We start from the raw sequence: 20,520 nt of genomic DNA, 5'->3' as shown, positions 1-20,520 counted from the left end.
TCAGGATTGTGGCATTAATTCTGCAGTTACTAAATTTAGAAACACTATTTACTTATAAAAAAAATATATACAAAAGCTAATTACAAAAATAGCGTCGAAAAATTTATAAACTATCAAGGGGTAATCATGCCAATAATAAAATATAAAGTATCATCGTTAGCCGCAGCTGTAGCATTAAGCTTGTCTATTTCGTCTAACGTACTGGCAGAGGAAGCTGGCAACACTAATAAGGATATTGAAAAAATAGAAGTCACCGGTTCACTAGGAAGTTTGCCTGGTAACGATGTAGAATCAGTATTTGGTTTTGGGAAATCAATTTTAGAAACCCCTCGTTCAGCTTCAACAATATCTGACGCACAAATTGAACGCTTTAGTATAAGTGATATCGATGAGTTAGTTGCATTCTCACCGGGAACTTTTACACAATCATTTTTCGGTGTTGCTGGTTCTTTAGATGTTCGAGGCACTCCCGGTGAAACTTATTTCAGAGGTGTAAAACGCTTAGACAACCCTGGTAATTACCCTACTCCTATTGGCGCTTCTAGCCGAGTAGATATTGTTCGTGGCCCAGCATCTCCTATTTATGGACCTTCAAAAATTGGTGGGTATTTAAATTTCACACCAAAATCTGCACGTGCAAGTGGCGGTAGCTATTTAGAAGAAAACAAAGGTGTTTTTTCATATACCACAGGTAGTTGGGACAAAAGTGTAATGACTGCTGAAATTGGTGGTCCTGCAACTGTTGCAGGTAAAACTGCTGGTTTCTACTTATATGGTGAAATAGAAAATTCAGGTAGTTTTTACGATAACACCAATACAGACCAAACTATTTTACAAGGCTCGTTCGACATAGACATCAGCGACAACGTTAAAATTGAATTAGGTGGTATGCATCACAAATACGATGGTAACCAAGTAGCAGGCTGGAACCGTTTAACACAAGACTTAATTGACAACAATACTTACACCACTGGTACCGCAAGACCACTAGATACAGATGGTGATGGTTCAATCTCTCATCAAGAATACGGTGCAGTTAATCTTGCAGGTGCAGGTTTTTTCTACGCATTTCCACCGTCATTTACAGATGACCAAGTAACGCCAGAAATGATGCTTGATAATGCTGGTACAGCAACTTTAAGTAAAAGTAGCGTACTTGTAGCACCTGATGACATATTATCGAACACCGTTGATACACTATATTTTGATGTCACTTATTATGCTGACAATAATTGGGAAGTTAAAAACCAATTATTTTATGAAGCCTACGAAAATTTAAATGAAAATGCTTACGGTTTTTCTCAATTCCATGACAGTTACGTTGTTGAAGATAAAGTTATTATTTCAAACGAATTTGAAATGGATTCATTAATAGCACAAGTTCAAATTTCACCCTCTATTCGCTATACAAACTTTAAGCATGGTGATGATTTTACAAACGAATACTTTGATCGTCGTGATTTAACCCTACCGTCGTCTGCTTTAGATAGACGATTACTATCTACACGTATTGATTCTGATTACACCACTTATAGTACGGGTTACTATACTGACTATGGCATAGCAGCAATGACCGACTTAACATGGGACTTTGGTTTAAATGCTGTGTTAGGTATTCGTTACGACAGTATCGACATTAAATCGACCAGTAGAGGCGACAAACTACTTGTAAAAGCTCCTATAACAACCGAAGAAGATACCGTAGATGGTATTTCTTGGAACGCCAGTATTTCATTCAAAACAGAGTTTGGTTTAATTCCATATTTTACTAAGGCTGAACAAGCGACCTTAATTGCAGGCCAAGGTGCTGAAATAGACGCTAGCACAGTAGCGTCTGGTGGTGCATTTGATACATCAGAATTAACTGAATTTGGTATTAAAGGTAGTTTTTTAGATGACAGTTTATACTTCGCACTTTCATCATACGAACAAAAGCGCACCGACTTCAATGCGCAAGCCATCATTACCAATGCAACAACTCAAAACGAAGGTGTTGAATTTGAACTACGCTGGGTAGTTAACGAACAACTTGTCATTAGTGCAGGTTATACCAACTTAAAAGTCTATAACCTAACTGCGCTAGAAGAAGGCTCACAATTTGGTTTCTTAGGCGCAGAAGACTTAACATCACTGACTGATCCATCGTTAATTTATGGTGGTAACGTTATAGGTTTAACCTTTGTTAATAATAAAGAAGAGTCTCGCAAAGCAGGCATGCCTGAAAATATCTATACAGCAACAGCAACTTATGACTTTCTTAACGGATTTGCAGCCAATGCAAGTGTTGTAAGAGCTGACTCAACATATTCAGGATTTTCTCAATCAGTAGAATTACCAGCTTATACCTTAATTAATGCCGGTGTATTTTATGATGCTGAAACTTGGACCGCGAGTATTAACCTGAAAAATATAACCAATGAAGATTACTACCGTGCTAACTTCCCTGACTTGTTCGGTGGACAAATAGTCTTGCCTGAGCTGCCACGACACTTTCAAGCTAAATTTAGCTACAAATTTTAAGCGAGGAAATTTTCAAAATTCATTTAACAATACGATGGGAACTTAATTGTTCCCTCTTTGTTAATTGATTATTGCACAACATCGTTATTTACCATTTTTAAAATCTCCTAGGAGTTTGAATGACTAACATAAAAAAACTATTATCGGTACTAACAACTGTAATAGTTGTAAGCGCTTGTACACAAAAAAACACTACACAAAGTGTTTCGCCACCGCCTATCGAAGTTAAGGCTGTGGTTGTTACTATGTTTGAAATAGGCGAAGACAGTGGCGATAAACCTGGAGAATTTCAATTATGGAAAAGTGGGCAAAACCTTTCCACTAAGTTTGACTTCCCACAAGGACACCACGACTTGTTTTATAATGAAAAAACAGGTGTTTTAGGTATGGTTACAGGTATGGGAATAGCAAAAGCATCTGCCGCTATTATGGCATTAGGTCTTGATGAACGCTTTGATCTAACTCATAGCTATTGGTTAGTTGCAGGTATTGCAGGCATTGATCCTGAAGATGCTTCGATAGGGTCTGCGGCTTGGGCAACATGGTTAGTAGATGGCGGTTTGGCTCATCAAATTGATGCTAGAGAAATGCCTAAAGATTGGAAAACAGGGTATTTTCCACTTTTTTACACAGAACCCCCAAGCACAGAAGATCACCAACAATCGAAGAATGGTGAGGCGTTTAAGCTGAACCACAAACTTACAAATTGGGCGTATGAGCTAACCAAAAACACAAAGCTTAACGATTACCCTAAAATGAAAAAATTACGTGACCAGTACAGCCAATATCCAAATGCACAAAAACCTCCATTTGTTTTAAAAGGTGAACACCTATCATCTTCAACATTTTGGCACGGAAAGTTACTTAACGACTGGGCAAACGACTGGACGACATATTGGACTAATGGAGAAGGTAATTTTGTCAGCTCTGGTATGGAAGATACAGGTGCTTACCAAGCAATGATCTTTTTACATAATGCCGGTAAAGTTAATAAAAATCGCTTTATGGTTTTACGAACAGCAAGTAACTATACCACTCAACCCTATGGTTTAACCGCTGCAGAGAACTTGGCACAAGAAAGTGGCTCTGAAGGTTACGCAGGTATGCAATCAGCCCTCGAGTCAGCCTATAGTGTAGGAAGTAAAGTTATCGACACCTTAACAAGTGATTGGGATACGTACCGAACTACAATGCCTTACGATAAAAAATAAACGTATTCAATATTGACTAATGAAATAGTAACTTATTGTTTATTAACACCAAATAAATAAAACAATCTTGCAGTATATTTTTTATTTACTACGTTAAAATACAATACATAAAAACCATACATAAAAAATATAGCCTTACACTGAGCAATAATATGATAAAAATATTAGAAACACTTTTTAAACTGCAAGAGCACGGTACTGACATTAGAAAAGAAATTGTTGCAGGGTTAACAACCTTTGCAGCAATGTCTTACGTGTTAGTGGTAAACCCTAGCATATTAGCTGCTGGCGGAATGCCCATTGAAGGGCTTATTACAGTAACCGCACTGGCAGCTTGTATCGGCACAATAATGATGGGGTTAATGACCAATTACCCTATAGCAATGGCGCCAGGCATGGGCCTTAATGCTTTTTTTGCTTTTACAATTTGCTTAACTCGTGAGGTTCCTTGGGAAGCTGCTTTAGGTATAGTTTTTTGGAATGGGATTTTATTTCTACTTCTTTCTTTAACAGGCATAAGAACTAAAATTGCAGAATCAGTACCCGAAGCATTAAAAATAGGCGTGCAATGTGGTATTGGTTTATTTATCGCTTTCATTGGCTTAAAGAACGCAGGATTAGTGGTAAGTAATCCTGCGACCTTTGTTTCAATAGGTGATTTATCGCAACCCGTCACTTTACTTGCTTTGTTCGGTGTTTTACTGACCGTTGTATTAATTATTAAAAATATAACAGGCGCAATTTTAATTTCAGTGGTTGTATTAACCGTTATTGGTGCCTTTATTCCAACTGAAACGGGTTATTTAACGACTCATCCAGAATCAATTTTAGGTGCCCCCGACAGTATTAGTAATACCTTTTTTGCTATGGATATTATGTACCCAATAATTAACATAGCTCAAACATGGGATCTTATTTTTGCGTTAGTGTTCGTTAATATGTTTGACACTATTGGCACCCTTATTGGCGTTACTCGTAAAGCCAATTTGGTTGATAAAAACGGTAAATTACCTAAAATGGGCGCGGCTTTAACGGCTGATGCGGGTGCTAGCGTTATTGGTGCCTCATTAGGGACCTCTCCCGTAACCTCATATATTGAATCAGCTGCAGGTGTATCTGCTGGTGGAAAAACAGGTCTAACTGCCATTGTGGTTGGTATTTGTTTTATTCTTGCTTTGTTTTTAACCCCTTTAATGAAAGTTATTCCTTTAATGGCCACTACGCCAGCATTAATCATGGTAGGCATATTTATGATGGAGTCTTTTCGCCATTTAGACACCTCAGACATGACATCATTAGCCACAGCAACTGTTGCACTTATAGCCATGCCCCTCACCTTTAGTATTAGTGAAGGTATAGCATTAGGCTTTATTACTTATGTGGGCATAATGATGGGGACAAACAGAATGAAAGAAGTATCAGGCATTACGTACTTTATAACGGCTATTTTCCTACTGCGTTATATTTTTGATTTAAAGTAAGCAATTGAAAATAAATAATATGACTCAGTAAAACAAACTGAATACTAGCGAGGTAATTCATTAATTTATTTGTTCATTACCTCTTTATAAAATACTTCAGCTGCCTCGCTTTGCAGCTGTATTTTATTAATAAGAAGCTATAACGATAGGCATACACTTATTCGCGTTTTAGTTCTGTTAGCGATTAAGTCGTTTTCCATACAGGTAAAAATTGATGACAAAAATCATCGACATCAAAAATATATCTATTAACTTATTCATTAGCCCACATTTATTGCTTTCAAATCGTTTTTAGTCGAAATTTCTGATCGCAAGGTGGGCAAAGAATTCAATCTTTATCCAGTTTTCAGGCTAATTAACCTCAGCTCGGAATAAGCAAAGTTACTCAACAAGCTATTTTTATGCCTAACTTCGTTGAATTTATTACTAATAGCTAGCTATTAGATAGAAAAATTCGCCTTGTTATACACAAAAATATCAATGTTGAGAGACTAATATAACTTAGGAAAACAACGGTACAGGTTAAGGTTTTGATAAATAATAATTTTAATTCATTATCTAACATTCATTAACCCGAGTTGAGGTTAATTAGCACGACAATATGAGCTAATGAAGTGCAGCCCTAAACGGAAGTTTAGCGCAAATTTTTGCTTCAAATTCTAAAATTTCATCTAAGCGCACATCTACTGCATTTTTATCAAAATATTCATAAGCTAATTCTACAAATAAGTTTTTATGTTTTGCTTCAGATTTAGCAATACTGACATAAAAATCTTTATCTTTTCCTGCTTCTAAAGCTTCTGCAACTAATGAAAAACGCTCATGCCCTCTTGCTTCAATAACGGCACCTACTAACAATCGGTCCATAAAAAACTCTTCTTGACCGTGTCTAAATACCGAACGTATTTCTTTTACATAAGTATCTTTTTTATCATTAGCTAAGGGGACATTTCTAGCGGTTAAAAGTTTCAATACTTGTTTAAAGTGAATGAGTTCCTCTAGTGCTAGATCCGTCATTTCTTTTACTAAGCGCGTTCGGTCTTGATAATGCGATAACATAGAGATAGCCATACCCGAAGCTTTTTTTTCTGCTGCTGCATGGTCTTGTAAAAAGGTATCAAAATCAGCTAAAACAGCTTCAGTCCATTTAAAAGGGGTATGGTATTTAAGTTCAAACATGGGATAAGTCAATAATAAATAAAACAGGATCTTACCCATCTATGACAGAAGAAAAAAGGATTAATTCGAATTTTTGAAAAAGAAGTGTTCTACGAACGAATGAACAAGCACTCTGAAATACGCACCTGAGTGGTAACGGATAGTATCTAGTAACTCTAATAAAGCAATTAGAGTTACTAGATGAGAAAATTACAAACCATATTGGCTATACTCTAATAGTTCACGACGTAATCTTTGTTTTTCTTTAAAATTTTCTATTTCACGCCATTTTCTTTTAGTGCTTTTTATATTTACTTTACTGACTACGTTTGTTTCTTCGTTAAAGTACTCTTCCATTTCATATAAATCATAATTAGCCATTTTCAAAGCCTCTTCAAAAGTATTATTAAAATCGCATTAATGCTCATAAGGTAATAAATTAACGACTTAACCTATAGGGCTAAGCATTTAATTTATGGATATTAATGTAAAAGTAAAATATGACTAATTCTTTACTAAACTATGACAACTTGAAGAAATTAAATAAAAAAATTGATCTAGCGCATAAAGTTAACACCGAGAAGTATTTTGTTAATTCGTATTATTTGCTAGAATTCCGCACCTTGTCATTAAGGCTATCGAAGTTTTAATTACACTAAGCTAACAACATATTACATATGTTGTTTTAATCTACAGCACCAGATTTACGATCTGGTTAGTTCAATGGGTAACTCAATGAGTCAAATTACAGTTTGTGCATTATATAAGTTTGTTCGATTAGAAAATTTTGAAAATTTAAAACCTTCTCTTGTCTCTACAATGGAAGAAAACGAAGTAAAAGGTACGCTATTATTAGCTGAAGAAGGTATTAATGGGACAATTGCAGGCCCTCAGGCAGGTATAGATAATGTACTTAATTTTTTAGAACAAGACAGTCGTTTATCTCCTTTATCTTTTAAAGTTTCTTACAACACTGAAAATCCATTTCAACGTACCAAAGTTAAATTAAAAAAAGAAATAGTCACCATGGGGGTTGAAGGTATAGACCCTACGCTTACTGTTGGCACCTACGTAAAACCTAAAGATTGGAATGCCTTAATTTCTGATCCTGATGTGCTACTTGTAGATACTCGTAACGATTACGAAGTTGAAATAGGTACATTTAAAAACGCGATAAATCCTGATACCGAAACCTTTCGTGAATTTCCTGAATATGTTGCAAAAAATTTAGACAAAAATAAACATAAGAAAGTGGCTATGTTTTGTACGGGCGGTATTCGCTGTGAAAAATCAACAGCTTATTTAAAAGAACAAGGTTTTGAAGAAGTTTATCATTTAGAAGGCGGCGTTCTTAAATATCTAGAAGAAGTCCCTCAAGAAGAAACAATGTGGGAAGGTGAATGTTTTGTTTTTGATAGCCGAGTTGCGGTTAATCATAACCTAGAACAAGGTCAATACGATCAATGTTTTGCTTGTAGATTTCCAATTACAGAAAAAGAAAAACAAAGTGAGCATTATGTTAAAGGCGTAAGCTGTCCGCGTTGTATTGATAAATATACGGATGCACAACGTGCCGGTTTTAGAGAAAGAGAACGCCAAGTAAATTTAGCTAAAGCACGCGGTGAAAGCCATATTGGCGGCGATGTTAAACATATTATTAAAGAAAAACGTAAAGAAAAAACATTACGTAAAAGTGAACAATCTAAAGCCTAACCCCTGAGTAGCTTAGCCTTAAAGTCTACTAACCTCAGCTTGTATGCTGAGGTTAGGGTTTAGTTATTCTTTCTTAAAAACTGATTTATCCGGTTTGAATTTTCTAAAAAACTTACCTATCAAAGTCTTTGTTTATTTTTAGGCACATAATTTAAAATAGATAAAGGCACTACTTTTTTCACAGGAAATTGTTCGAACTCCTTTCGTTCAATAATATGCCCTAGCTTACTTTCAATAGCACAAAGGTTTCTAAAGTTGTCTTTCGCCACAAAAGAAATTGCTTCACCACTAGCGCCAGCTCTACCCGTTCTTCCTATTCTGTGTATATAATCGTCAGCTTTATCAGGTAAGTCGTAATTTATCACTCTCGATAAATCATCAATATCAATTCCTCGGGCGGCTACAGCAGTAGCCACTAAAAATTGAATTTTTCCCGATTTAAAATCAGCCAGTATTTTTTCTCTTATTTCTTGCGTTTTACCGCTATGAATACACTCAGCTTTAATGTCACGTTTTTCTAATTGGCTTACTAATTTAGCAGCGCCGTGTTTGGTTTCAATAAATATAAGCGCCTGTTTCCATTCATTTTCTTTAATTAGATAACTTAATAAAGCAGATTTATTGGTTTTATCTACAGTGACTAACCATTGATCTATTTTAGGCTGTGTTGATTTGTCTTGTTTAATAGAAATTTCAACCGCATGAGGACCAATAGCTCGTTTAGCTAACTGGCGAATATCGTCAGATAATGTAGCAGAAAATAATAAGTTTTGGCGCTGCGTAGGTAATCGTTCAATTATTTTATTAATGTCTTCTCTAAAGCCCATATCAAGCATTCTATCGGCTTCATCGAGTACTAATACTTCCAACTCATCAAAATGCAATGCTCGTTGATGCGCCATATCAAGTAAACGTCCAGGTGTAGCAACAAGAATATCTATCCCCCAAATTAAACGCTGTTTTTGAGGTTCAGCATCAATTCCACCATACATAGCCATAGAGCTTAATTCTAAGTGTTTACTGTAATTTGCAATACTCGCTTCAACTTGAACGGCTAATTCTCTTGTAGGCGTCAATATAAGCGCTTTAATGCGCTTACCTCGTAATGTATAACCAGTATTGAGTAACTCTAAAATGGGTAATACGAAGCTGGCAGTTTTTCCTGTACCTGTTTGGGCGGCAGCAATAAGATCTTTTTTAGATAAAATAATAGGAATAGCACGTTTTTGTATGTCGGTAGGTGTTGTATAGCCTTGCTCAGCTATTGCTTTTAAAACGGGCTCTGATAAACCCAGTGTTGAAAATGACATGCGTACCTCGACTCAAATAGCTCAAACAATTTAGGGCGCGGAGTATAGCAGTATATTGAAATAGATAATAAAGGCTTATTGTTAAACTCGTTTTAAACTCATAGATTTTTTAAGTAACTTTTCTATGTGTTTAGCGTTAACGGGTTTGCTGAAAAGAAAACCTTGAGCAATATCGCAACCAAAAACCCTTAACTTTATAAATTGCTCTTTCGTTTCAACTCCTTCGGCAATTATCTTGTAACCTAGGTTATGTCCCATCTCAAGCATTGAACGAATGAGTAACTTAGTTTTCTCATCTTTAAGCATATCGTTAATAAAATATTTATCTATTTTTAGGTAATCAACCGCAAGATGTTTGAGTGATGCAAAAGATGAATAGCCTGTACCAAAATCATCAATGGCTAATAACACACCTAAGTCTTTCAGTGATTTAAATATAGAAGGATCATAATCACTGGTTTGAACAACACTTTCAGTGATTTCTAATTCTAAGAATTGAGAGTTCATCCCTGTAGATTCAATGGCGTATTTGAGGGAAGGAATAAAATCATGATCAAATAAGTGATTAGGTGAAATATTAATCGCCATACGCAATTCTGGAAAACCAGCTCCCCGCCAAGCTACAGCTTGTTTACACCCCTGATAAAAAACCCACTCAGTTAAAGGCTTTATCATACCTATACGCTCTGCCATAGCGATAAACTCTACTGGCGCTATTTCACCTATTTCGGGATGATACCAGCGAGATAAAGCTTCAACCCCTACCAGTATACCTGTTTCTATATCTATTTGAGGTTGATACACTAATGAGAGCTGATTCTGTTCAATTGCCTCTCTTAACAGTTGTTCAACTTTAAAGTGGTATTCTGCAATTCGACTTAATTCAATATTATAAAAAGCATAACAACTTTTACCGGTATCTTTGGCTGAATATAATGCTGTATCAGCAGCTTTTAATAAACTTTTAAGATCGGTACCGTCTTCTGGGTAACGTGCAATACCTATACTGCAAGCAGGTATAAACTTTCTTCCCGATAATTCTATTGGTGTGGCAACAACATCAATAATTCTTTGGGCAATAATGGCTGCACTATAACTATTATTTAATTCTTTAGTTACAATACAAAACTCATCACCTCCAATACGCGCAACGCAATCAGCTTCTCGACTAAGATCAGCTATTCTGGCTCCAACCTCTTTTAATAAATAATCACCAATATCATGTCCTAAGCTATCATTGACATTTTTGAAGTTGTCTAAATCTATATATAACAAGCTAAAACGATCTTTGTAACGTTCAGAACTTTTAATCAAATGCTCTACATTTAAAAATAAATGGGCACGACTCGAAAGACTCGTTAATTCATCAGTATAAGCTAAAGATTGAATACGCTTTAAGTTTCTATCTCTTTCCATCACTATGCTGGTAAGCTGTGCTGCTGCGGTCAAATCATTTGATTCTTTTTCATTAGGTACGGCTGGATAATCTCGATACATACCAAAAGCGCCTAATACTTCTCCTGTAGAAGAAATGATAGGTTCAGACCAACAACTACGCATACCATAAGGCAATGCTACATGCTTTATGTTTTTCCACTTAGGATCTGTTTCTATGTTTTCAACAACGACACGTTTACCTGTATATGTTGATGCGCCACATGATCCCACTTCTGGCCCATTAGTTAAACCATGAACACTGTCACAATACTCTTGAGGTAAACTTGGTGCACTACCATGTATAAGTGTATCTCCTTCAAGTTCAAGCATTGAACAACGTATGCCTATATGTCGACCTTCATAAAGAGAAGCAATTTCATTATAAATTTTTGAAGCAGAATCGCCTTGAGCAATCATTTTTAGAATATCGCTATGTCGCTGCTCAAATAATTCAGCTTGTTTACGCTGGGTTACATCAACATGAGCACCAATAATTCTGATAGGTTTGTTATTTGAATCTCGATAAACTTGTAAAATACGAGAGCGAATGTACAGATAATATCCTTCTCTGTGGAGCATGCGCATATCAATTTCAAATGTGTCAATATTATTTGATAAGTTGTTTTCTATAGTCTGTATAACAAGTTTTTTATCATCAACGTGAACATTATTAGACCAAGTATCAAAATTATTTTTAAGTTCGTGAGCTTCGTACCCCAGTATCTCTTTCCAACTAGGAGAGTAATAAACATCATTATTCACTAAATTCCAATCCCACAACCCGTCATTAGTGTTGTGCGTAATAAAAATAAGCCTTCCTTTGCTATCATAGTGTTCAATAACACAATTATTCTTAAGCTGCTGCACATGAGCTAATTCTTGTTTTAATAAAGCTATTTCATCCAATAACTTCTGGGGTACGCTCATAAAATCAGCCTATAACATTTTAATTATCACAACATAAATAACGCATTGAGTACAAGACAACATAGTTAGATAAATTTATATTTCTACCACTAAAGCTAGACAACTAACTTGTAAAAGTAAAGCTACTGAGTACAAGCAATAGTTGGTAAAATGATTAAGGTATGTTAGTTATATTCAGGTTTCAGTGGGGATTAAAAATAACCTTACCAACTGAATTGACTTAATACTCAACCTAAACCAAATAAGATACTTTCATGATCATAAATTTTTCAGATTACTCAGCAACTCAACGTTACCATTTAATGACTCAAACCATTATTCCCCGCCCCATCGCATGGGCACTCACCTTATCTGGTGATGAACTCTCCAAAAAAGACAATGGATGTGAATTTAATCTAGCGCCTTTTTCATACTTCACAGCCGTTTCAAGTAAACCTGCAATATTAATGATCTCTGTGGGTAAAAAGCCTACAGGTGAGCCTAAAGACACTTTGGTGAATATACTTAAAAATAAAAAAATGGTCATTCATATCGCCTCTGAACAACAATCAGAATTAGTCACTCAAACAGCAGCAACACTACCTCATGGCGAATCAGAGCTTGATTTAATCAATTTAAATGAGTCAGTAGATAATTCACTTTTAAGCACAGTGCCTTTCGAGGGTTTTGCATTACCTCGACTAGAGCAATGCGATATTGCTTACGGCTGTGAACTTTATGAAATAAAAGAAATTGGAGATATTCCTCAAACCCTTATTTTTGTTGAAGTTAAGCAAGTTTACATCAATGATAAAGTCACCGAACTAGATGAAAAAAACAGAATAAAAATATACGCTGATATGGTTAACCCTCTCGCTCGATTAGGCGCAAGTGAATATGCAGGGATCACTAAACCTTTCACTAAACAACGTCCAGAATGATTATAAGCTGACTCTTAATTACGTCTTATAAAATAATGATATATACCCGTTATCATTCAAGATGCCGGTTTCAGTGGGAACTAAAAACAATTTAGGCACAGATTTCATGTTCCAGACGAAATCTAAGGTCTACATCCATGTAGGAACCTGACTAAAGTTAATAAGCCCCATAAATTGTTTTTAGGCCCATCGAAGAAGCGCTTGAGCAAAATCACTTCTGCGTTAATGCTTTTTATAAGGGAACAACCATTATTACAAAGCACGGCCTTGAATTGATATCGCTCAAGTGCTCTGAAATAGCCTCTTGAGTGGTAACAGGTATAAAGCCGAAAATATTGCATTATTATCCGATTATTTATTACTCCCTAAACAATCTCCATTGCTACACTTTCAGTAACATCAATCTGTTGTAGCAACTTCTCTTTAACTTGTATGGCATTAACAACGCGAAGTTGGTTATTGTGTAAAAAATGAAAGTAAAACGTATTTAAGGAAACGAAAATGAAAAAGATACTCGTCTCAATAGCTTTGTTTATACTGACCGTGTCTCAAATAAGCTGTAGTAGCAAAAATAAAAAAACGATAATTCCCCCTTTAAGCGTTCAATTATGGTCAGTCAAAGATCAAATCAAAATTGATTATAAAGGCACACTAAAAAAACTATCGGCAATGGGATTTTCAGGAGTAGAGTTTGCTAATGAATTTGGTCCTTTTAAAAACAAACCAGAAGACCTCCAGCAATACCTAAGTACTTTAAATTTACAAGCAAGTGGTGCACATGTTTCATTTGAAGCCCTTAATGATGAAAATTTTCAAAAAACCGTTAGCTTTTATCAAAAATTAGGCGTTGATAGTTTAATTATTGGATGGGACAAACGCGCATGGCATCCAGAAGGAGTAAAAGAAATTGTTAGCTTACTCAATGAAATAGCGAAGAAACTTGCTCCTTATAATATGAAAACCGGATTTCATAACCATGATCATGAATTTAACTCATTTAATAACAGTACCTATTGGGATTATATTGCACAAAACACCTCTCAAAACGTTATTTTGCAGTTAGACGCTGGCTGGGCAGTTTACGCTGGGAAAGATCCTGTGGAATATGTGAAGCGTTATCCAGGAAGAACATTAACAACCCATTATAAATCTCGCATACCTGAAGCGATGAAGTCAGATAACAAAAAACTCCCTATAATAGGTCAAGATAGTGTTGATTGGTCAAGCTTATTAAAAGCAAATTCAACAGTAGGTGGCACAAAATGGATAGTAGTAGAACAAGAAGAATACCCTAACAACCTAAGCTCATTAGAAGCTGTAGCTTTATCTAAAAAAGGCTTAGACGCTTATATTAATAAACTATAATTTTGAGGGAGCGTTATAGCAAAGACTGACAAGCCTTTGCTATATTTAGTAAAAACATTAATAATAATGCTTACACTTTCAATAGTTATTTGAGTATACATAAATTGTTAATTTCCGATTTAGAGATTATTATAAAAACAGCTGAATTTGGTAGTATAACCGCAGCGGCTACTCATTTAGATATTCAAGTAGCAAGAGCAAGTGCAGCAATAAAACGTGTTGAAAAACAATTAGGGTTTGAATTATTTATACGTTCAACTCGACAATTAAGATTATCTGTTAGTGGCGAAAAATACATTCCACAATGTATATTAGCACTAGAAACGCTTAATAAGGCTCAACAAGATTTACTCACTGATCAGGAATCTATAACAGGTGAATTACGCTTAACAACCTCTTCAGATTTAGGTCGTAACATTATTGCACCATGGCTTGATGAACTTGCCGAGCAACACCCCCAATTAAACCTAAGATTAATTTTAAATGATCATGCTTTAGACTTTTACCGTGATTCTGTAGATATTGCCTTAAGGTATGGTGCTCCAACAGATTCAAACATGTATGGTTTTAAAATTTGTGACGTACCTCGCTTACTTTGCGCTTCGCCAAAATATTTACAAAAAAATAAAGCACCAGAACACCCAAAAGACTTAACGAACCATAATGGTCTTTTTTATCAAATGAATGGCACAGTTTACGACACATGGACATTTACCAACAGAACCCATCACTATTCAATAAAAATGCAAGGTAATAAAGTTGCCAATGACGGCGATTTAGTCAGGCGTTGGTGTATTTCTGGCAAGGGCTTAGCGGTAAAATCAGCTTTAGATATGTCAAATGATTTAATTAACCATAAAGCGATTTCTGTAATGCATGACTACCAACCAACGATGACAGAACTATGGCTAATATGTCCAAGTAAACAATCAATTACTCCTATAGTGAGATTACTACGAGAATGTTTAACAGAAAATTGTAATAACATTTTGAAAGAACTAAAAAATAAAAAGATCATAGCCTAACTTATATACCCGTTACCAATCCAAATGAGTATTTCAGAGTGCTTGAGCGATATCAATTCAAGGCAATGCTTCGTCCCTTATAAAAAGGATTAACGAAGAAGTGATTTTGCTCAAGCGCTTCTTCGATGGGAAACTAGATCGATCAATTTTCATTTTAAAATTTAGCAAAATTTAAGGACATCTTATGGAACAAAAAATTCTGCCTGTTTTTCAGGTATTCATTGCCATGATACTAATGGAGTTGATGGTGAAATTTTTTCCATACTTTAGGTTTGATTTTTCCTTTAAATTTATTGTTTTTGGATTACTCACCATAATATCAATATTGCTTGCTTTTATTGCGATATATTCTTTTAGAAAACATCAAACTACGGTTAACCCTATAAAACCTGAAACAACTTCAGTGATTGTTAATTCAGGAATTTATGCCTATTCAAGAAACCCAATGTATTTAGCTATGCTCATTTTTTTAATTGCGGTAAGTGTTTTATACGAAAATGTTTTAGCTTTTTTACCTATTCCATTGTTTATTTGGTTCATTACTCAATACCAAATAAAACCAGAAGAAAAAGTATTAGCAGGAAAGTTTAAAGAAGACTATCAAAACTACTTATTAACGGTAAGACGTTGGATATAAAAAGGAAGTGATATTGATGAATTCAATCAATACATAAATAATAAAATGAATTCATCAATAGAAAATAAAACTAAGCTTTTTTCAGATAATCAGCCACTAATACAATACGAGTACCGTTAACTTTACCTTCAATATGCTCAGGGTTGTCAGTTAACGTTATGCCTCTAACCAATGTACCTTGTTTAGCCGTAAAGTTTGCACCTTTTACTTTTAAATCTTTAATAAGGGTAACATCATCACCGTCTTGTAATTCTGCACCATTACTGTCTCTGGTAGGCCCTGCTCGCTCTGCTGCAGCAATACCTTGTTCAGCCCATGTTTTTACAGCATCTTCCATGTAAATAATATCTAACGCATCTTGAGCCCAGCTCTCCGTAGATAATTTATGTAACATACGGTACGACATTACTTGAACAGCAGGTTCTTGGTTCCACATACTGTCAGTTAAACAACGCCAGTGATTAATATCTAAATCAGCATTACCTTCAATTTGCGTTAAGCAAGTATTGCACACTAAAATACTTTGTTGCGCACTTAAGTCGCTTGTCGGCGGTACGGGATAAACAGCTAAATTATTCTTTTCTGTACACAGTTCACAGCTGTTATTACTACGTTGTTCCAATGCTTGTTGCGCTACCATTTGCTTTCCTAAATGTTAATGTCTCAAAATTGATAAATTAAAAGTGCGCTAATTATACGACCCAATAGCAAAAACAACAATTGTAAATAAGAATAAACACTTAAAAGCGTTACTTAGTCGAATTATGGTAGACAAGAAGCTAACAATAAGAAAAACTGTCTACATCATTATAGATGATTAAAAAATTTTCAAATTATAAAAACAATAACTTAGGCTTAATTTATGACCTCAAATAACGAAAACCTTTCTTTACTCGCCAAAATAAAGTCGATGGGGCTAGTTAGCCAAATTATCATCGCTATTATATTTGCATCAATATTTGCGACTATAGCCCCTGATACAGCACAGTCGTTTTCAGTGTTGGGCCAACTTTTTGTTAATGCACTTAAAGCTGTTGCACCCATACTAATTTTTGTTTTAGTTATGTCTTCAATTGCCAATCAAAAGCCAAACAACGATGCTAATCTAAAACCTATTATCGCACTGTATTTAATAGGAACACTAAGTGCCGCCTTTGTTGCAGTTATCTTAAGTTTTTTATTTCCAACCACGCTAACTTTAAATATTGCCAGTGCCGTAGCAAACCCACCTCAAGGACTGGGTGAAGTATTAACAACCCTCGCATTTAAAGTGGTAGAAAATCCTGTCAAAGCGATTATTAATGGTAATTTTATTGCCGTATTAGCGTGGGGAATTGGCTTAGGCCTCACTCTAAAGCATTCCAATGAAAGCACTAAAACAATGGTTCACGACTTTAGCGAAGCGATAACAAGCATTGTAAGGCTTGTTATTCGTTTTGCACCTATTGGTATATTTGGTTTAGTGGCTAACACCATTGCAAGTACTGGCTTTGCTGTATTTGCTGAATATGGTCAGCTATTAACGGTACTCGTTGGCTCTATGTTAATCATTGCTTTAATTATTAACCCATTAATTGTTTATGTTATTACTAAACAAAACCCCTACCCTTTAGTTTTTACTTGTTTGAAAGAGTCAGGTATTACAGCATTCTTCACCCGAAGTTCAGCAGCAAACGTTCCAATTAATTTAGCTTTATGTAAGAAACTTAAATTGCACGAAGACACTTACTCTATTTCAATCCCATTAGGATCTGCGATAAATATGGCAGGCGCTGCAATTACGGTAACGGTTTTAACCCTTGCTACTGCAAATAGCTTAGGCATTGAAATAGACTTTCCTACCGCATTACTGTTATGTGTAGTGGCGTCTATTTCAGCTTGTGGGTCTTCAGGGGTTGCTGGTGGTTCATTGCTACTTATTCCGCTAGCCTGTAGTTTATTTGGCGTACCTAACGATGTAGCAATGCAAGTGGTGGCGATAGGTTTTATTATTGGTGTAATACAAGATTCTGCTGAAACAGCGCTCAACAGCTCAACAGATGTAGTGTTTACTGCTGCAGCATCTCATTATCTTGATAAGGATAAATAACCTGAATTCTGGTTAAAAAGATTCGTTAATACAACTAAAAAAAACAGCCACTTGATTAACCTGAACTCGGTTTAAGAGATGTTTAATAAATTGAAATATAAAAAATAGTTTCATTGAGCCTCTAGCTTGATAGTTTTTCTTAATTCAAGGCAAATTTCGCGTCAATAGCTGGTCTATTGCAAGTAAATTTAACGCAGAAATTAGGAAAAATAGCAGCTAGAGAAGCATTTGTTAAGCCGAATTCAGGTTAGTTATTATTAAATGGCTGTTTTTTTAGTCAAGTATTCCATATTATCTGCAAAGTATCTTCTTTATCTTTAGGCACAAACCCTTTACAAACAAAGTGCCCTATTACAGCTACAAGCTGATCATCATAATAAACAAAAGGTAGCCGTTTTCTCTGCCATGTAGGTATATCTAATTCTTGTAAAACCTTTTTTAACGAGCGTGAATGTTGTCGATAATCAGGTATACAAGTTGGATTATTATGAGTAAACCGAATGCTAACTTGTTGTGTGCATGTTGGCGAAATAAGCTGACAAGTTTGATTTTCAGTATCCTTGTTCTTAACCTCATATTTAAAAAGTAAATCACCTAAACCATCAGGCAATTTAACAACTTCATCTATAGTAGATGTTAATTCAGACTTAACACACGAATAAAAGTCAGAGATGTCTTTAAAGTCAGGAGTTAAATAAACACATTGTTTAAAGCGCCTTAACCAATAATTACCTACCTTTACCGCAGGGCTTTTATCATTATTAGCTAAAAGCTGTGTTTGTAATTGGATTAATTGCGCAGTACTAGGCATTAAGCATTGATGAATACTTAAAAAATAACGAATAACATTATTAAATCGTGCTTGAGATAATTGTTGTAACTTAACTAACGATAACGTGTTAACACCTACTTGAATGTTTTCCAGATCTTGCTCTGCTAACTCAGTTAACAATAGCTCGGCTTCTTGGCAATGTTCAGCGCTTCTGTTCATCGTTTTTAAAAAACTCGGCCAACGCTCGGTAATAATAGGCATAACTTGATGACGTAGAAAGTTACGATCAAATCGAACGTCTTCATTCGATTCATCATCAATCCAAGTTAATTGATGCTCTTGCGCATAGGCCTCTATTTCGCTTCTTGAAACACCTAATAACGGTCTGCCCAATAATGAAGTGCCAAAGACCATTTCTTGTTTCATGGCTGACAAACCTTTTAAGCCAGAACCGCGCTTTAAAGCTAATAAAAAAGTTTCAGCTTGATCATCATTATGATGGCCCGTAAGCACTAATACGTGCTTAAATTCTTTATTTTTGATGAGAGACTTAAGCGCGTCATATCTAGCATCTCTCGCAAGCTCTTCAAGACTATGTTGTGCTTTAGCTTTTACATTAACCCTACAAATATCTAAAGGTAATTGGTGCAAGTTACATTGCTGTTGAGCAAAGTTTTCCCATTTAAGTGCGTTACTACTTAAGCCATGATTAACATGACACACACTTATTGAACAACTCAATGCTTGGTTAATGTTTTGAGGATTATTTAAAATGTTGTTTTTAAAGTTTGATAATGCGTGTAATAAAACTTGAGAGTCTATTCCACCACTATAAGCGATAATAATATGTGTATTAGAATGTGATTGAAGGTAGGTAGTAATATAATTAAATAGAGTGGATTCTAACGACATAAAATTAGCCTTACTCTTTTAATATTTTCCAGCGTTAAGTGCTTAACGCTGGAAAGTTATAACAGGTTACTAAATTAACAATAACCGTAAGACATTAAACGATCGTAACGTTTTTCAATAAGTTCATCTTTAGGCAAATCAGTTAACTCAGCTAAGTTACGCTTAAGTTCTTGTTTTAAACATTCGGCCATAAGATCCATATCTCTATGAGCTCCGCCTAAAGGCTCTTCAACTACGTTATCAATTAATTCTAATTCTTTAATACGTTTTGCTGTAATCCCCATAGCCTCTGCTGCTACAGGTGCTTTTTCAGCTGTTTTCCATAAAATTGAAGCACAACCTTCTGGTGAAATTACTGAATAGGTTGAATATTGCAACATATTAACTCTGTCACCAACACCAATAGCAAGAGCACCACCAGAACCACCTTCACCTATAACAGTACAAACAATAGGTACAGTTAATCGCGACATAACTTTTAAGTTAGTGGCGATAGCTTCTGATTGACCTCGCTCTTCAGCACCAATACCAGGGTAAGCACCGGGAGTGTCAATAAGGGTAATAATAGGCATATTAAAACGTTCAGCCATTTTCATTAAACGTAAAGCTTTACGGTAACCTTCTGGACGTGGCATACCAAAATTACGTCTAACTTTTTCATTAGTTGAACGCCCTTTTTGATGACCAATGATCATCACAGGCATACCATCTAAGCGAGCAGTACCACCAACAATAGCTTTATCGTCAGCATAAGCACGATCACCCGCTAATTCGTCAAATTCTGTGAACATACGTTCAATGTAGTCTAACGTATATGGACGTTGTGGATGACGAGCAACGCGAGCCGTTTGCCAAGGATCAAGGTTGGCAAATATTTTTTTAGTTTGTTCTTTGTTTTTCTCATGAAGTTGCATAATTTGATCTTCAAGATCTAAATCAAGCTCTTGACCAGAGTTAACTGACTTTAATTCTTCAATTTTTGCTTCAAGTTCTGAAATTGGCTGTTCAAAGTCTAAAAAATTTAATGACATGTGAATTTTTTA

At 35.4% G+C, this 20,520-nt stretch carries 16 protein-coding genes; 9 read left to right on the top strand and 7 right to left on the bottom strand.

Translation table 11 applies throughout. The annotated features are described in order from the left end of the window. Positions 1-126 precede the first annotated feature (126 nt). The 3 genes from AC0L5Q_RS20375 (at position 127) to AC0L5Q_RS20365 (ending at position 5,212) form a co-directional block, all read left to right on the top strand. Positions 127-2,520, top strand: coding sequence for a TonB-dependent siderophore receptor (locus AC0L5Q_RS20375; protein WP_473613368.1), 2,394 nt, complete (start codon positions 127-129; stop codon positions 2,518-2,520). Positions 2,521-2,639: 119 nt separating this feature from the next. Continuing rightward, positions 2,640-3,731, top strand: a complete 1,092-nt coding sequence (locus tag AC0L5Q_RS20370) for a purine nucleoside permease (RefSeq protein ID WP_473613367.1) — start codon at positions 2,640-2,642, stop codon at positions 3,729-3,731. A 152-nt stretch (positions 3,732-3,883) separates the two neighbouring features. Beyond that, a complete protein-coding gene (locus tag AC0L5Q_RS20365) occupies positions 3,884-5,212 on the top strand; it encodes an NCS2 family permease (protein ID WP_473613366.1) in 1,329 nt (442 codons plus the stop codon). A 606-nt stretch (positions 5,213-5,818) separates the two neighbouring features. Here the strand turns inward: AC0L5Q_RS20365 and AC0L5Q_RS20360 are convergent. Next, positions 5,819-6,391, bottom strand: a complete 573-nt coding sequence (locus AC0L5Q_RS20360; protein WP_473613365.1) for a MiaE family protein — start codon at positions 6,389-6,391, stop codon at positions 5,819-5,821. A 189-nt stretch (positions 6,392-6,580) separates the two neighbouring features. Then, on the bottom strand, positions 6,581-6,751 hold the full coding sequence (locus AC0L5Q_RS20355) for a DUF3545 family protein (RefSeq protein WP_473613364.1): 171 nt from the start codon (positions 6,749-6,751) through the stop codon (positions 6,581-6,583). Positions 6,752-7,105: 354 nt separating this feature from the next. Here AC0L5Q_RS20355 and trhO point away from each other — a divergent pair, with 354 nt between their 5' ends. Beyond that, positions 7,106-8,083 (top strand): oxygen-dependent tRNA uridine(34) hydroxylase TrhO, encoded by a 978-nt coding sequence (trhO, locus tag AC0L5Q_RS20350; protein WP_473613363.1) that lies wholly within the window; start codon positions 7,106-7,108, stop codon positions 8,081-8,083. 119 nt (positions 8,084-8,202) lie between these two features. Here trhO and AC0L5Q_RS20345 read toward each other — a convergent pair whose 3' ends face one another. Then, positions 8,203-9,393: a DEAD/DEAH box helicase gene (locus AC0L5Q_RS20345; protein WP_473613362.1), complete on the bottom strand. Its 1,191-nt coding sequence runs from the start codon at positions 9,391-9,393 to the stop codon at positions 8,203-8,205. A gap of 81 nt (positions 9,394-9,474) precedes the next feature. Continuing rightward, positions 9,475-11,757: a bifunctional diguanylate cyclase/phosphodiesterase gene (locus AC0L5Q_RS20340; protein WP_473613361.1), complete on the bottom strand. Its 2,283-nt coding sequence runs from the start codon at positions 11,755-11,757 to the stop codon at positions 9,475-9,477. Between the two features lie 254 nt (positions 11,758-12,011). Here AC0L5Q_RS20340 and AC0L5Q_RS20335 point away from each other — a divergent pair, with 254 nt between their 5' ends. The 4 genes from AC0L5Q_RS20335 to AC0L5Q_RS20320 all read left to right on the top strand — a co-directional run bounded on the left by AC0L5Q_RS20335 (position 12,012) and on the right by AC0L5Q_RS20320 (position 15,704). Beyond that, positions 12,012-12,677 (top strand): flavin reductase family protein, encoded by a 666-nt coding sequence (locus AC0L5Q_RS20335; RefSeq protein WP_473613360.1) that lies wholly within the window; start codon positions 12,012-12,014, stop codon positions 12,675-12,677. Between the two features lie 501 nt (positions 12,678-13,178). Continuing rightward, positions 13,179-14,042, top strand: a complete 864-nt coding sequence (locus tag AC0L5Q_RS20330; protein ID WP_473613359.1) for a sugar phosphate isomerase/epimerase family protein — start codon at positions 13,179-13,181, stop codon at positions 14,040-14,042. A 104-nt stretch (positions 14,043-14,146) separates the two neighbouring features. Next, positions 14,147-15,067, top strand: a complete 921-nt coding sequence (locus AC0L5Q_RS20325; RefSeq protein WP_473613358.1) for a LysR family transcriptional regulator — start codon at positions 14,147-14,149, stop codon at positions 15,065-15,067. A 184-nt stretch (positions 15,068-15,251) separates the two neighbouring features. After that, positions 15,252-15,704, top strand: a complete 453-nt coding sequence (locus AC0L5Q_RS20320) for a methyltransferase family protein (protein WP_473613357.1) — start codon at positions 15,252-15,254, stop codon at positions 15,702-15,704. A gap of 70 nt (positions 15,705-15,774) precedes the next feature. On the opposite strand, the gene AC0L5Q_RS20315 is transcribed toward AC0L5Q_RS20320, so the two are convergent. Further along, complete coding sequence (locus tag AC0L5Q_RS20315; protein WP_473613356.1) at positions 15,775-16,344, bottom strand: PhnA domain-containing protein; 570 nt, start codon at positions 16,342-16,344, stop codon at positions 15,775-15,777. Between the two features lie 222 nt (positions 16,345-16,566). Here AC0L5Q_RS20315 and sstT point away from each other — a divergent pair, with 222 nt between their 5' ends. Then, positions 16,567-17,793: a serine/threonine transporter SstT gene (gene sstT / locus AC0L5Q_RS20310; protein WP_473613355.1), complete on the top strand. Its 1,227-nt coding sequence runs from the start codon at positions 16,567-16,569 to the stop codon at positions 17,791-17,793. Between the two features lie 277 nt (positions 17,794-18,070). Here the strand turns inward: sstT and tilS are convergent, their stop codons facing one another. Together tilS and accA are read right to left on the bottom strand one after the other, a co-directional pair. After that, entirely contained in the window at positions 18,071-19,477 is a 1,407-nt protein-coding gene (gene tilS, locus AC0L5Q_RS20305) for a tRNA lysidine(34) synthetase TilS (RefSeq protein ID WP_473613354.1), read from the bottom strand. 74 nt (positions 19,478-19,551) lie between these two features. Beyond that, entirely contained in the window at positions 19,552-20,508 is a 957-nt protein-coding gene (gene accA / locus AC0L5Q_RS20300) for an acetyl-CoA carboxylase carboxyl transferase subunit alpha (protein ID WP_473613353.1), read from the bottom strand. Between the last annotated feature and the right edge of the window lie 12 nt (positions 20,509-20,520).

This window comes from Pseudocolwellia sp. G5-9, assembly GCF_055808995.1.
The sequence above is the reverse complement of the archived record's forward strand: the minus strand, read 5'-3'. Positions and strand labels throughout refer to the sequence as shown.

What these genes read in the sequence shown, in the direction of transcription:
- AC0L5Q_RS20375 (WP_473613368.1), top strand. Translation starts at nt 127, where the DNA reads ATGCCAATAATAAAATATAAAGTATCATCGTTAGCCGCAGCTGTAGCA.
- accA (WP_473613353.1), bottom strand. Translation starts at nt 20,508, where the DNA reads ATGTCATTAAATTTTTTAGACTTTGAACAGCCAATTTCAGAACTTGAA.
- AC0L5Q_RS20355 (WP_473613364.1), bottom strand. Translation starts at nt 6,751, where the DNA reads ATGGCTAATTATGATTTATATGAAATGGAAGAGTACTTTAACGAAGAA.
- AC0L5Q_RS20370 (WP_473613367.1), top strand. Translation starts at nt 2,640, where the DNA reads ATGACTAACATAAAAAAACTATTATCGGTACTAACAACTGTAATAGTT.
- sstT (WP_473613355.1), top strand. Translation starts at nt 16,567, where the DNA reads ATGACCTCAAATAACGAAAACCTTTCTTTACTCGCCAAAATAAAGTCG.
- trhO (WP_473613363.1), top strand. Translation starts at nt 7,106, where the DNA reads ATGAGTCAAATTACAGTTTGTGCATTATATAAGTTTGTTCGATTAGAA.
- AC0L5Q_RS20335 (WP_473613360.1), top strand. Translation starts at nt 12,012, where the DNA reads ATGATCATAAATTTTTCAGATTACTCAGCAACTCAACGTTACCATTTA.
- tilS (WP_473613354.1), bottom strand. Translation starts at nt 19,477, where the DNA reads ATGTCGTTAGAATCCACTCTATTTAATTATATTACTACCTACCTTCAA.
- AC0L5Q_RS20360 (WP_473613365.1), bottom strand. Translation starts at nt 6,391, where the DNA reads ATGTTTGAACTTAAATACCATACCCCTTTTAAATGGACTGAAGCTGTT.
- AC0L5Q_RS20365 (WP_473613366.1), top strand. Translation starts at nt 3,884, where the DNA reads ATGATAAAAATATTAGAAACACTTTTTAAACTGCAAGAGCACGGTACT.
- AC0L5Q_RS20315 (WP_473613356.1), bottom strand. Translation starts at nt 16,344, where the DNA reads ATGGTAGCGCAACAAGCATTGGAACAACGTAGTAATAACAGCTGTGAA.
- AC0L5Q_RS20340 (WP_473613361.1), bottom strand. Translation starts at nt 11,757, where the DNA reads ATGAGCGTACCCCAGAAGTTATTGGATGAAATAGCTTTATTAAAACAA.
- AC0L5Q_RS20320 (WP_473613357.1), top strand. Translation starts at nt 15,252, where the DNA reads ATGGAACAAAAAATTCTGCCTGTTTTTCAGGTATTCATTGCCATGATA.
- AC0L5Q_RS20330 (WP_473613359.1), top strand. Translation starts at nt 13,179, where the DNA reads ATGAAAAAGATACTCGTCTCAATAGCTTTGTTTATACTGACCGTGTCT.
- AC0L5Q_RS20345 (WP_473613362.1), bottom strand. Translation starts at nt 9,393, where the DNA reads ATGTCATTTTCAACACTGGGTTTATCAGAGCCCGTTTTAAAAGCAATA.